The sequence below is a fragment of the Shimia sp. NS0008-38b genome, from assembly GCF_040370365.1.
Classification (GTDB): domain Bacteria; phylum Pseudomonadota; class Alphaproteobacteria; order Rhodobacterales; family Rhodobacteraceae; genus Shimia.
On sequence record NZ_BAABWQ010000002.1, the window covers coordinates 1,011,457 to 1,024,486 of the forward strand.

General features: G+C 54.3%; 14 protein-coding genes. 10 read left to right on the forward strand and 4 right to left on the reverse strand.

The window, feature by feature from the left end; genetic code table 11:
• The first annotated feature begins 43 nt into the window (after positions 1–43).
• On the forward strand, positions 44–1,357 hold the full coding sequence (locus tag ABWV47_RS11025) for a PP2C family protein-serine/threonine phosphatase (RefSeq protein WP_353311669.1): 1,314 nt from the start codon (positions 44–46) through the stop codon (positions 1,355–1,357).
• A 6-nt stretch (positions 1,358–1,363) separates the two neighbouring features.
• Here ABWV47_RS11025 and ABWV47_RS11030 read toward each other — a convergent pair whose 3' ends face one another.
• Positions 1,364–1,801, reverse strand: coding sequence for an NUDIX hydrolase (locus ABWV47_RS11030; protein WP_353311671.1), 438 nt, complete (start codon positions 1,799–1,801; stop codon positions 1,364–1,366).
• Between the two features lie 78 nt (positions 1,802–1,879).
• Between ABWV47_RS11030 and hslO the strand changes: the two genes are divergently transcribed.
• From hslO to ABWV47_RS11060, 6 genes are all read left to right on the forward strand, one after another.
• Positions 1,880–2,884, forward strand: coding sequence for an Hsp33 family molecular chaperone HslO (gene hslO / locus ABWV47_RS11035; RefSeq protein ID WP_353311673.1), 1,005 nt, complete (start codon positions 1,880–1,882; stop codon positions 2,882–2,884).
• Positions 2,868–3,476, forward strand: a complete 609-nt coding sequence (locus tag ABWV47_RS11040) for a CoA pyrophosphatase (RefSeq protein WP_353311675.1) — start codon at positions 2,868–2,870, stop codon at positions 3,474–3,476. Before hslO ends, ABWV47_RS11040 begins: the two co-directional genes overlap by 17 nt.
• Complete coding sequence (locus ABWV47_RS11045) at positions 3,473–4,630, forward strand: CCA tRNA nucleotidyltransferase (RefSeq protein ID WP_353311677.1); 1,158 nt, start codon at positions 3,473–3,475, stop codon at positions 4,628–4,630. Before ABWV47_RS11040 ends, ABWV47_RS11045 begins: the two co-directional genes overlap by 4 nt.
• Positions 4,631–4,987: 357 nt before the next feature.
• A complete protein-coding gene (locus ABWV47_RS11050; RefSeq protein ID WP_353311679.1) occupies positions 4,988–6,829 on the forward strand; it encodes an ABC transporter ATP-binding protein in 1,842 nt (613 codons plus the stop codon).
• Positions 6,830–6,867: 38 nt separating this feature from the next.
• Complete coding sequence (locus tag ABWV47_RS11055; RefSeq protein WP_353311681.1) at positions 6,868–8,082, forward strand: class I SAM-dependent RNA methyltransferase; 1,215 nt, start codon at positions 6,868–6,870, stop codon at positions 8,080–8,082.
• Between the two features lie 91 nt (positions 8,083–8,173).
• Positions 8,174–8,668, forward strand: coding sequence for a L,D-transpeptidase family protein (locus tag ABWV47_RS11060; RefSeq protein ID WP_353311683.1), 495 nt, complete (start codon positions 8,174–8,176; stop codon positions 8,666–8,668).
• Here the strand turns inward: ABWV47_RS11060 and dalA are convergent.
• Positions 8,665–9,180 carry a divisome-associated lipoprotein DalA gene (dalA, locus tag ABWV47_RS11065; RefSeq protein ID WP_353311685.1) on the reverse strand — a complete coding sequence of 172 codons (516 nt, stop codon included), beginning with the start codon at positions 9,178–9,180 and terminating at the stop codon, positions 8,665–8,667. The two genes, ABWV47_RS11060 and dalA, sit on opposite strands and share 4 nt — an antisense overlap.
• A 166-nt stretch (positions 9,181–9,346) precedes the next feature.
• Here dalA and ABWV47_RS11070 point away from each other — a divergent pair, with 166 nt between their 5' ends.
• Both ABWV47_RS11070 and ABWV47_RS11075 read left to right on the forward strand, forming a co-directional pair.
• Positions 9,347–9,943 carry a L,D-transpeptidase gene (locus ABWV47_RS11070; RefSeq protein WP_353311687.1) on the forward strand — a complete coding sequence of 199 codons (597 nt, stop codon included), beginning with the start codon at positions 9,347–9,349 and terminating at the stop codon, positions 9,941–9,943.
• A 147-nt stretch (positions 9,944–10,090) separates the two neighbouring features.
• Positions 10,091–10,273, forward strand: a complete 183-nt coding sequence (locus tag ABWV47_RS11075; RefSeq protein WP_353311689.1) for a hypothetical protein — start codon at positions 10,091–10,093, stop codon at positions 10,271–10,273.
• A gap of 88 nt (positions 10,274–10,361) precedes the next feature.
• On the opposite strand, the gene hemH is transcribed toward ABWV47_RS11075, so the two are convergent.
• Both hemH and ABWV47_RS11085 read right to left on the reverse strand, forming a co-directional pair.
• The gene (gene hemH / locus ABWV47_RS11080) at positions 10,362–11,414 is read right to left on the reverse strand and encodes a ferrochelatase (RefSeq protein ID WP_353311691.1); all 1,053 of its coding nucleotides are present in this window, start codon (positions 11,412–11,414) and stop codon (positions 10,362–10,364) included.
• A 22-nt stretch (positions 11,415–11,436) separates the two neighbouring features.
• Positions 11,437–12,255: a methyltransferase domain-containing protein gene (locus ABWV47_RS11085; protein ID WP_353311693.1), complete on the reverse strand. Its 819-nt coding sequence runs from the start codon at positions 12,253–12,255 to the stop codon at positions 11,437–11,439.
• An 18-nt stretch (positions 12,256–12,273) separates the two neighbouring features.
• Here ABWV47_RS11085 and ABWV47_RS11090 point away from each other — a divergent pair, with 18 nt between their 5' ends.
• Positions 12,274–13,002, forward strand: coding sequence for a double zinc ribbon domain-containing protein (locus ABWV47_RS11090; protein WP_353311695.1), 729 nt, complete (start codon positions 12,274–12,276; stop codon positions 13,000–13,002).
• Positions 13,003–13,030: the final 28 nt, after the last annotated feature.

Here is a 13,030-nt window from a genome sequence, read left to right on the forward strand (position 1 = left end):
TCATTTTTACTTTTGACGGCATGTTAAGTAGCGACGACATTATATGTCTGACGCAATAAGTCAAAATATCAACAAGGGCTCAGGAGTTTTGTCAACGACCTCTGTTCAATCGGTGGAAAATGTCGCCCCAGACGTTGGGGTGATCAAGCGCGTGCTGTTGGTAGACGACAGCCGTGTGCAACGCCGTATCCTGAGCCTGTCTCTGAAACGAGATGGGTATGATGTGATCGAGGCCGCTTCTGGACAAGAAGCGCTCGATATCTGTCGGGAAGATCCGCCAGATTTGATCCTCTCGGACTGGATGATGCCTGGCATGTCCGGACTGGAGTTTTGTCGTGCGTTTCGTGAGTTGAAGACCGAGAAATACGGCTACTTCATTCTGCTGACCTCCAAGAGCGAAAAGACCGAGGTTGCGCAGGGCTTTGATGCCGGAGCGGATGACTTCCTGACCAAGCCGGTCAATGGCTATGAGTTGCGCGCCCGGATTTCTGCGGCAGAACGTATTTTGCGTATGCAGCGGGAATTGACCGACAAAAACAAAATGATTTCCGAAACGTTGGACGAACTTCAGCGGTTGTACGACTCTTTGGATAACGACCTTTTGGCCGCTAAGAAGTTGCAGCAGTCTTTGGTGCCGGAACGGTTCCGGGATTTCGGCCGCGGCTCTGTATCTTTGTTGTTGCAGTCCTCTGGCCATGTGGGTGGTGATCTGGTGGGTCACTATAAAATCACCGACACACGGATTGGACTGTATGCGATTGACGTGTCTGGCCACGGCATCAGCTCCGCGCTGATCACTGCGCGTCTGGCGGGGTACCTCTCGGCAACCTCGCCTGAGCACAACGTTGCGATGCAGGTGCTGCCGGATGGCACCCATACCCATCTGCCACCGGAACAAGTGGTGGCGCGTCTGAATGAGATCATTTTGGATGAGATGGAAACCGAACATTACTTCACGATGCTTTTGGCGGATGTAAATCTGGCCACGGGTCGCGTGGTGTTGGCCCAAGCGGGACATCCGCATCCTGTCGTGCAGCGTGCCGATGGCACCATCGAACAAGACGGGCCCGGCGGATTGCCGGTCGGTCTGATACCGGGCGCAGAGTATGAGCAGTTCTCGATCGATTTGAATGCAGGTGACCGGCTGTTTTTGCTGTCAGACGGCGTGACAGAGTGTCCGGACACCGGCACCGGCATGCTGGGCGAAGAGGGGCTTGCGGCGATGATGGTTGATCTACAGGATCATGAACTCGAAAACACGCTTCAGGCCATGGTCTGGAAACTGGACGAATTTTCAGGCGGCAAGGGATTCCCGGACGATGTGTCCGGCATCCTGTTGGAATACCGCGGCACATAAGCCTTCTTACGGCAAAAATTGCGACGCGTAGTGGCGATCCCCGTCATTTCCAAGCACCGCAATGGCCTCAGCCACATCCATCCAAACCGCTTTGTGCCCGGGTTCGCTTGGTGGGCCAAGACGCAACGTTGGTGTTGCGACATAGATGGTGCACAGCTTTTCGGCCCAAAGATCATATTCCGGCATGTAGGTGAACCGGCGAAACGCCCCCAATCGCCGTGGCTTTGTGAGGCGATACCCGGTCTCCTCATAGGCCTCCCGCATCAACGCCACCACAGGGCTTTCTCCGGGATCGATGCCACCCCCGGGCAGCTGATACTCGGGGAACGGTGCTGATTGATGTGTGATCAGCATCTGCCCCTCGCGCAGCAGCACAGCATAGGCACCCGGGCGCAATGTATAGCGTTTGTCTTTGTGTGGTGGTGTCCCGAAACGTGGTATCATTTATGAAACCCCTTTTTGTCGCCCTTGCTGGCCCTATATAGTCGCGGTATGGCAAGGGAAGGCCGATAAGGAAACCCCATGAACGCTGCAAGCAAAATTGCCTGGGACGACACTGTGCTGCCGTTCCAGTTGGACAAATCTGATATTCGCGGGCGTGTGGCCCGTCTGGATGGTGTGCTTTCGGGTGTGCTGAAACAACATGCCTACCCGGAGACGGTTGAGGCGCTGGTGGCCGAGATGGCGCTTCTGACCGCGCTGATTGGTCAAACCATCAGCCTGCGCTGGAAACTATCGCTGCAGGTGCAGACCGATGGCCCTGTGCGGATGATCGCGACGGACTATTACGCGCCGCAGAAGGAAGGTGATATCGCACGCATTCGCGCCTATGCGAGCTTTGATGAGGACCGTCTCACAGATGGCACACCGTTTGAACAACTGGGTGGCGGCTACCTCGCCGTTCTGATTGATCAGGGCGAAGGAACCCAGCCATACCAAGGCATCTCTGCGCTGGCCGGTGGGTCGCTTCAGGCGTCTGCGGAAGCTTACTTTGCCCAGTCAGAGCAGTTGGCCACGCGCTTTTCTCTGAAGTTTGGCAAATCTATTGAGCCTGGCGTGGGAGAGCATTGGCGTGCGGGTGGCATCATGTTGCAACACATGCCCAAAGCAAGCCCACATGTCTCCGGTGAAGGCGGCAGCGGCGAAGGTGGCCTGCTCTTGGCCAAAGACGTGTTGAACGAGGACGATGAAGAAAACTGGAACCGAGCGAATATCCTTTTGGATTCCGTCGAAGATCTGGAAATGATTGGTCCGTCCGTGCCGCCCACGGATCTGTTGGTGCGACTGTTTCACGAAGAATCCCCTCGCGTTTATGATGCACAGCCGGTGAAATTTGGCTGCACCTGCTCTGAGGACCGCGTGCGTCAGTCGCTGTCGATCTACTCGGCCAAAGACATCGAAAAAATGACCACGCCAGAAGGCCGTGTGACCGCCGATTGCCAATTCTGCGGCACCCACTACGATCTTGATCCCGCTACGGTGGGATTTGACGCCAAAACGTCCGGTTCAGATGCCACCGGCGTCTGATCCACTCGCCCATATCAAGGCCGCGTTGTCAGCAGACAGCGCGGCCTCTTCTGACTTTGATCTCAATCCCGATGTTGTGCTTCCTAAAGGGCGCAAACTGCGCCCGGCGGGGGTGTTGGTGCCAATAGAGATGCGACAAGACACGCCACATGTCATCCTCACCAAACGCGCCAGCCATTTGAAGCATCACCCGGGGCAAATAGCCTTTCCCGGTGGCAAACAAGATGAGGGAGATGCGGATGTGGTCGCGGCGGCGCTGCGTGAAGCCCACGAAGAAATTGGACTGCCCACGGCACATGTCGATGTATTGGGCACTTTGCCCACTCATGAAACGGTGACGAGCTTTCTGGTCACCCCGGTTTTGGGCCATGTTAGAGACAGATTCGACGTGATCCCCGAGCCCGGTGAAGTCGAAGAAGTCTTCTCCGTGCCCCTCGCGCATGTCACCGATCCCAACCGGTTTTTGATACAATCACGCCGCTGGCAAGGACAACGGCGCCACTACTACACTGTGCCATTTGGACCCTACTACATTTGGGGCGCGACCGCGCGTATTTTGCGGGGCTTGGCAGAACGGGTGAGCGTGTCATGAAGATAAGTGGAGAGTGGCTGACCAACCCGGCAACACAGGCCGTTTGCGCCATGTTAGAGACACATGGCCACCAAGCTCTGTTTGTTGGAGGCTGCGTGCGCAACGCGCTTTTGGGCGCGCCGGTCAATGACATTGATCTTTCCACAGATGCACACCCCGAACAGGTGATGGCATTGGCCAAATCTGCAGGGCTGCACGCCATTCCTACTGGTGTGGATCATGGCACAGTCACGGTGGTTGCAGATGGCATTCCGCATGAAATCACAACATTTCGTCGCGACATCGACACCGATGGTCGGCGCGCTGTGGTGGCGTTCTCTGACTCGGTTGAGGATGATGCGCACCGCCGTGACTTCACCATGAACGCGCTTTATGCGCGCAGCGATGGCACCGTGGTTGATCCGCTCGGCGGCATGGCGGATCTGCAATCGCGTCACCTGCGGTTCATAGACAATGCACAAGATCGCATTTGTGAGGATTACCTGCGCATTCTGCGCTACTTCCGTTTCCACGCCCTTTATGGCGATGCAGAAGACGGCATGGACCCGGAGGCATTGGCAGCCATTGCCGCCAACACCGAAGGTCTTTTGTCGTTGTCCAAAGAACGAGTCGGCGTTGAGGTGTTAAAGCTCATGGGTGCCGATGATCCTGCGCCTGCGGTGGCGGCCATGCGCAGCACCGGAGTGTTGTCGCAGATCCTACCGGGCACCGATGACAGGGCTTTGGCGCCTCTGGTGCATCTGGAAGAGGTCAATCACGTGCCCATCGATCCGATCAGACGCCTCACTGCGCTGGGCGGGGTGGGTGTGGAAACCGCATTGCGTCTGTCAAAGAAGGCGAGCCGGTCGCGAGACCTCCTGCGCGCTGGTTTGGAATCGATGGAGGGTGCCGGCGCGCTTGGCTATCGCCATGGCGTTGCGGCGGCGCGCTCCATTCTTTTGCTGCGCGCTGCGGTTTTGGAAACGCCATGGGACTCCGCACAGCTTGAACAGGCAGAGGCGGGCGCGCAGGCGGAGTTTCCGATCCGCCCTGGTGATCTGATGGCGCAGTTTCAGGGCGCCGCGCTGGGCACCGCGCTCAAAGAGTTGGAAGCGCGTTGGATTGGCTCGGGCTTCCTGCTCAGCAAATCCCAACTTCTCGACAGTCTGGACTGAAAACGTTCGCAAGCCGGGGCTCCCGCCCCTTTTGGCTGACACCAAAAGCCTTGGGCCCGGCCGCGCCGTTGGCGCGGAGCAACGGTAACGCGCGTTGTGTTTGCCTTTTCCTGAGACACAAGCGGCGCACCTCCGTGAAACAGTCGCAATACCGACGTGATACCGACGTCACAAAACTATGGTAAATCCGATGTTGACTAAGCGGCAACGCTCAGACAGCATAACAGCGACTCAACCATGAGAAGGAGTGCAAGATGTATCGCGGGATCTGGTTTTCATAAGCCAATCTGACTGCTGTGGCGGCCAGATATGGCAAGTCACTTCATTTTGCACTTTTGACTTTTTTCAGGACTTCTCATGTTCAAGTATTTCGAGACTCTCGTTGACCCCTATTGCGACTACGATGAAGTAGATGCGCCTCCCACCAAGTTGTGGCCGTTTATGCGCGACTATGCGAAGCCGTTTCGCAAAGTCTTTGTTTTTGCAGCGATAATGTCAGTTATTGTGGCGGCGGTTGAGATCGGTCTGATCGCCTATATGGGCCGCATTGTGGATCTACTGTCCGGCGATCCCGCACAGGTTTGGGACAATCACGCGACGGAATTTCTTGTCGTGATCCTGTTTGTGCTGTTTTTGCGCCCGGCGTTGCAGGCCCTGGATGTCCTCCTGCTGAACAACACCGTGCTGCCAAACTTTGGCACTTTGATCCGTTGGCGGGCCCATAAACATGTTTTGCGTCAATCTGTTGGCTGGTTTGAGAACGACTTTGCCGGTCGCATCGCCAACCGCATTATGCAAACCCCACCCGCCGCCGGCGAAGCTGTGTTCCAAGTGTTTGACGCCATCACCTTCTCGATCGCCTATGTGGTTGGTGCTGCATTCCTTTTGGCTGATGCCGACCCGCGTTTGGTGTTGCCTATGTTGGGGTGGCTTGTGCTCTATGGCTGTCTGGTCGCTTGGACCGTTAAGCGGGTTGGGCCAGCCTCAAAGGAGGCGTCTGACGCGCGCTCCAAGGTGACGGGCCGGGTTGTGGATGCCTATACCAACATCCATTCGGTGAAGCTCTTTGCACACAACAACAGTGAACTTGAATACGCCAAGGAAGCCATTGAACACACACGGGAAACCTTCCAGAAAGAAATGCGTATCTTCACGTTGATGGACATCATGTTGGTGGCCCTGAACGGTGTGTTGATTGTGGCTGTTGTGGGTTGGGCCATCTGGCTATGGATGCAGGGTCAGGCAAGTGTTGGTGTTGTTGCCGCTGCCACGGCCCTGAGTTTGCGGCTCAATGCAATGACCGGCTGGATCATGTGGGCGCTCACCTCCTTTTTCCGTCAGTTGGGTGTGGTGGCCGAAGGCATGGAAACCATTGCGCAACCTATTGACCTGGTGGATGAAAAATCGGCAGACCGCTTGAATTTGACCGAAGGAAAAATTGAGGTTCAAGACCTGACGCACCACTATGGTCGTGACAGTGGCGGTTTGGAAAAGGTGGCGCTCACAATAGCACCCGGCGAAAAAGTTGGCTTGATTGGTCGCTCTGGCGCCGGAAAATCCACGCTCGTGAAACTGTTGCTGCGGTTCTATGATGCCGAAAGCGGGCGTATTTTGATCGATGGGCAGGATATCTCGCAGGTCAGCCAAGACAGTCTGCGCGACATGATTGGCATGGTGCAACAGGACAGTTCGCTGCTGCATCGTTCCGTTCGTGACAACCTGTTATACGGACGTCCAAACGCCACCGAAAGCGAGATGATCTCTGCCGCGCAAAAAGCCGAAGCGCATGACTTCATTCTGGAGTTGGAGGACCCCCAAGGTCGCAAAGGTTACGATGCACATGTTGGTGAGCGCGGTGTGAAACTATCAGGTGGACAACGCCAACGAATTACCTTGGCGCGTGTCATCTTGAAAGATGCGCCGATCTTGTTGCTGGATGAAGCCACAAGTGCATTGGATAGTGAAGTTGAGGCAGCGATCCAACGCACGCTATATGGCATGATGGCTGGAAAGACCGTGATTGCGATTGCACACCGCCTGTCGACCATCGCCGAAATGGATCGAATTCTCGTTTTAGATCAAGGCAGTATCGTGGAGCAGGGTAGCCATTCTGAACTCTTGGCGCATGCTGGACTTTATGCGGGTTTCTGGGCGCGACAATCAGGCGGCTTTCTGAATGCGGATGAAGCAGCGGAGTAAAAATTGACCTCATACCCGTCGCCGTTTAGGGGACAGGTATGAGCCAGATCAAAATCCAGCGACTGGGCCTGCACGGTGATGGAATTGCCGACGGCCCACTGTATGCGCCTCTGACCCTTCCCGATGAAATTGTGGAAGGTGATGTTGAGGGCAATACGCTGAAGAATATGCGTGTTTTGCAACCGTCCGAGCACCGTGTCAAAGCACCTTGTCGCCACTTCAAAGCCTGTGGGGGATGCTTGTTGCAGCACGCGTCAGATGGGTTTGTGGCCACTTGGAAAGTCGACGTTGTGCGGCAAGCTTTGGCCGCGCAAGGCTTGGAAAGCAACCTGTTGCCAATCATCACGTCGCCCAGCCAATCGCGCAGGCGTGCGGTTCTGTCCGCACGGCGCACAAAGAAAGGCGCATTGGTCGGATTTCACGCGCGGGCTTCTGACATCATTGTGGATGTGCCAGATTGTCAACTTTTGCATCCCGACCTGATGCCGGCTTTGGAGATTGTCTCGGAGTTGAGCCAAATGGCGGGGTCACGCAAAGGCGCGTTGAGCGCAACCGTGACCTTGGCAGAAACCGGTCTGGATCTTGCTGTTTCAGGAGGCAAACCACTTGATGGCGCGTTGTTGGCGGGATTGGCTCAGCAGGCGGAGCGTTTTGGTTTGGCCCGCCTGACCTGGGACGGTGAAGTGGTCACGACGCGGATGACGCCATATCAGCTATTTGGAGCCGCCCGGATTGTGCCACCACCGGGTGCCTTTTTGCAGGCGACAAAGGAGGGTGAACAAGCCCTCCTCGCAGCCGTTAAACGGGCTATATCAGGCGGAAAAATTGGCGTTGATCTCTTTGCTGGGTGTGGGACTTTCACGTTCCCGCTTGCAGAAAAATACCAGATGCATGGGATCGAAGGTGAGATATCGATGGTCAGTGCATTGGATGCAGGCTGGCGTGGCTCCAGTGGTCTAAAACAAGTGACAAGTGAGAGGCGAGATCTGTTCCGAAACCCGGTGATTGCGGAAGATCTACGTTATGATTTTGCCGTGATTGATCCGCCGCGGGCTGGTGCAGAAGCACAAATCTCTGAACTGGCAAAATCGCATGTTTCAGAGATCGCTTATGTGTCGTGTAACCCGGTGACCTTTGCGCGAGACGCCGCTGTGCTGGTGGCCTCCGGATATGTTTTGGAATGGGTTCAGACTGTGGATCAATTCCGTTGGTCGTCTCATGTGGAGTTGGCTTCAAGGTTTATTCGGAAATAGGGTGTATCACGCAGCCGTGAAAAGAAACGGCCTTGCAGTTCTGGTAGTTTGATTGCAGAGGCAGAAAAAACATACTTAAGAGGACCGCAGGATGCGTCTTATTTCCGCGATGATGATTGCCGTTCTGGCGTTTGCGTTGGCAAGTTGTTCGAGCAAATTTATCACCTACAATGGACCTGAAGTGACGCGTGTTGCGGTGTTTAAAGAGCGTCGGAAGATGTACTTGCTGCACCACGATCAAGTGCTTGAATCTTATGATATCGAGCTGGGTTTTGAACCACTTGGTCATAAGCAAATCGAGGGGGATGGTCGCACGCCTGAAGGTGACTATCTGGTCGATCGACGTAACCCCAACAGCGCATTTTACCTATCAATTGGCATTTCTTATCCCAATGCAGCAGACCGGGCATATGCGGCGTCGATTGGGAAATCGCCCGGCGGTGATATCTTTATCCATGGGCGTCCCAAAGCGTTTCGGAACGGCGAAGACGATTGGACCGCGGGCTGCATTGCGGTGACCGATAAGGAAATGCGTGATATCTATGCCATGGTAAACAACGGAACCGTGGTGTCTATCTATCCTTAGAGCCCGGCGAATACGGTGTCAGGCTGACGTCCCATGACCATTGTCCACCAGATTTTACCGTTGTCCTCTTGGAACCAAGCAAATCCCATGTCTTGGGCTTTTGGGTCGAGGATAACGGCACGGGTGTCGTCTTGTTGCATCCAAGCTGCGAGGGTTTCAACTTCACTTTCATAAGTTTCGCTGATGGTTTCTCCCGTTAAACTCCCCGTATACCCAACGCGGGAAACACGATCCAAGGGAGAGGAACCGTCAGAGCCAAAATGCCAAGGACGGTTCTGCAGCGCCATATCGCGGGCGTGCGTGGCTGCTGCTGCATTGAGTTGCGCATTCAGTTCGACCGCTGGCGCTCCGGAGGCTTGTCGCAACGCGTTGATGGAATCAAGCACGCGAAACTGAACACGTGACGTGTTGCCTGAAGAAATCTTGTACTGGCGCGCACCCGACGACCCAGTCCCGGGTCCACATGCCGTCAAACCAAGAGCTGCCACCAACAAAAGAGCAATTACACGCATTGTGATCCTGTCCACCAAAATTTAATGACACACTCCTACCTGCGCAAAGTTGCCGTGAAAACCCACATCGGCGTGACATCGCTCTTTGACAATTGATTGAATTGCGACTGAGGCATTCCCGCCATATGCTGGCGACAACTTTAAGTCTGAGTTTCTGGAGAAGAACATGACTGCAAATCGGTCCAACAGATTTGGCCGCCGGGCATTCTTGGCAAGCGGTGCTGCCTTTTTGAGCACGCCTGCGATTGCGCAAACGGAGCCGGGCACCACCGAAGTAGAACGCGATCTGGATGAGCGTGTAGTGCGCAATATTTCCAGTTTCCGTTCGCTGGATTGGGCCCCCTATTTTAGTAACCTTAACAACGGCGCTGTGTTGGTGGATGTCACCTCACGTGCGCTGCACTATTGGTCAGAGGATGAGTCAGTGTACAAATTGTACCCGACGTCCGTACCTTTGACGGAGGACCTCACACGGCTCGGGCGCACCAAAGTCGTACGCAAAGTTGAGGGTCCAAGCTGGCGTCCAACACCGTCTATGCAGAAACGCAATCCGGAATGGCCTGATTATGTTGGCCCGGGTCCCGATAACCCATTGGGCACACATGCTCTTTACTTGAGTTGGACCTACTACCGTATTCACGGAACTCATGATACGCGCAAGATAGGGCGCCGGTCCTCAAACGGCTGCATTGGATTGTACAATGAGCACATTGCCGAGTTGTTTTCATTGACAAAAGTCGGCACACAAGTGTTGCTAATTTGACGACATTTTGTCTCTGGTAGGCGCGGAACAGCATTCTTGTGTTTGCAAACACTCAGATTTGCTGTTTAGACGGGTACTACGAGGTAAGTCTTGGGTGCTTGTCATCGCCCTCATTGTAATGGTGGCAAGCGAATTCTGGAGGATACTATGAAGAAACTCGTTCTCGCTGCTGCTCTGACTGCTGCCGCTTCCACTGCATTTGCTGGCTCCATGGCCGATCCGGTTGTTGAACCTGTAGTGATTGAAGAAGAAGCTGGAAGCTCCGCAAGCGGTGTTTGGATTCCGCTGCTGCTGCTGGTTATTGCTGCAGCTGCTGCTTCCGCAAGCTAAAACGAACAACGTTTAAAATTCAAAAAGGCGGGGTAGTACCCCGCCTTTTTGTCGTTTCAGGGTTGAATTTCAAAGCACCGAAAAGGCTCTAGGACACCCATCCCCCCAAATTTTCGTCGATAATGTCACACAGAGCACCCACGTGTGCTTGATCTGCGTTCAAACATGGAATGTAGAGAAAGTGTTCGCCTCCAGCGTGCTCAAAGCTCTCTTTGATCTCTTCGTTAATCTCTTCGAGCGTTTCAATGCAGTCCGCGGAAAATGCCGGCGCGATAACGGCAATACTTTTCTTTCCTTCTTCGGCGGCCACACGCGCGACCTCTTCCACCGTATAGGGTTGGAGCCAGTCCTCCGGACCAAACTGAGATTGAAACGTTGTCCGCAGCTCAGTGTCGTCCCATCCCAATCGCTCCTTCAGCAACCTCGTCGTTTTCTGGCACTGACAATGGTAAGGATCACCTTCCATCAGATAGCGTTTTGGCATCCCGTGGTAAGAAACCACCAACAACTCTGGACGTTCGGGTTGCATGGCGTAAGACGCTTCAACAGACTGAGCCAAAGCTTCAATATAGGCAGGATGGTCGAAGTAGGCCGATACGGTGCGCGCAGCAGGTTGCCATTTTTCTTTCATGAGCGCGCGGAAAAATTGATCGTTGGCTGTCGCGGTGGTTGCGCCTGCGTATTGTGGATACAAGGGAAAAAACAGAATACGTTCGCAGCCTGCCGCCACCATTTCGCGGACTTTGGAAATTGTTGAAGGATTTCCATACCGCATACAAAAATCAACCATTACATGATCGCTGTGTCGCTCCGTAAGGGTCTCCGCGATTTTTGTGGTTTGCTCTTTGGTTATGACCATCAGAGGGCTTTCGCCGTTTTCTTTGTCCCAGATCGACTCATACGCTTTGCCGCTTGAGAAAGGGCGTTTTGTCAGAATGATGAGTTGTAAAAGCGGCTGCCATTTCCACGCCGGGTAATCGATGACTCGTTTGTCTGACAAAAATTCGTTCAGATATCGACGCATCGGCCAATAGCTGTAGTCGTCCGGCGTTCCAAGGTTGGCGAGCAGCACGCCGGTCTTTCCGCGCGCGATTTTTGGGTGCTCCGTTGGAGCGTGGGGTGGGCGGGTCACTTGAGACATTTAGGGAGTCCGATTTGGCTGGTCACTTAGGGAGTTTAATTTCAGAAGCACCGAGCGCATCTGCGAGCCTATTTTGAGCAGAGCCGGGGCGCAGCGGTAGTTGTTGGCTATCATCCGGTGCCCAGGCTGTGAGAAAAATCAATTCGAAGGTTGCAGGAATACGTCCGCGTTCCATGAACGTCTCTACGTAGATTTCGCAACCTCGGATCAAAATAGATTTCGGTGTTGGCGTTTTTATCCGGTCTCGTAAGGCATTGTTTTCACCCATGAGACGCAAATCGTTCATCAGCGACCAAGGTGTTTCATAGGTCACTTTTTGCGGGACGGAATCTGCGACAGGTAAGGCTAGGCCAGAGCGTTGTAGTAGCGCACCCAATTCCCGGATCTCTGCCATCGGCGCTATACGTGGAGACAGGCCGCCAGAAATCTCAATTTCGGCTTGTGCGAGGGATGCGCGCAATTCGCTGAGCGTTTGTCCTCCGAAACACACTGCTAGAAACAACCCATCATCTTTTAAAGCTCTGCGACATTGAATAATTTGCCCAACGGGGTCATCCGCCCAATGTAGACCCATGGCATGGATCACCAAATCATGGGTGCCGTCTTTCAGGTCCAACACATCCGTATCAGGAACAAGAGTTGGATTTGGGACGCAACTTGCCCAAACATCAGGAAACCCCGTTACAATGGCTGGGCTTGTAAACTCCCTGTTAACCATGCTGAGGCGATCCTGAATCTCGTCTATCGCCGCGTGGTGTAAGAACATGCCGGATGTTTGATCGGCACGCGCTCGGTTGCGATCCAATGTTGTTCTGTCAGTTAGTTGAGGGTTATTTTGCATAGCGCAGACAATAGGCCTGTGAAGGGTAAGATTCAAACAGCGTTGCAGCTTTTGTTTCCGCCCAGATGTGTGGCTTGCGGTGTCATGGTCGAAAGTGATTTTGGACTATGCGCGGCGTGTTGGGCAGAGGTGGAGTTTCTGGGGTCAGAGGTCTGCAACACATGTGGGAGACCAATGGCTGGAGGAGATGCGCAAGCCGGTGTGGTTTGTGATGAGTGTCTGGTCGAGACACCGCCTTGGAGCAAGGGGCGATCAGCATTTAGGTATACCGCAGCGGGACGAGATCTGGTCTTGGCGCTGAAGCATGGAGATCGAACTGACATCTCTTTGCCTGCCGCAAAATGGTTGGCACAGGCGGCCAAACCGTTACTCACGCAAGACGTTCTGATTGCCCCTGTTCCGCTACATCGACTCCGTCTGTTAAAGCGGAGATACAATCAAGCTGCATTGATGTCCCAAGCTTTGGCTGCAATGCTAGGTGCGCGCTATTGTCCCGACTTGTTGCTCAGAATCGGCGCCCGCGGCAGTTTGGAAGGTCTTGGGGCGAAAGAGCGCTATGCAAAACTTAACAATGCCATTGTGCCGAATCCCAAATGGAGCACTTTGTTGGGTGGCGCAAACGTGCTTCTTGTGGATGATGTATTGACAAGTGGTGCGACGCTGAAAGCGGCAACAAGGGCTTGTTTACATGGAAATGCCAAAGATGTGTGTGTGGTGACACTGGCACGCGTTGCAAAGGGCACCTAAATGCCTGACAAATGTTGCAAGAACGCAA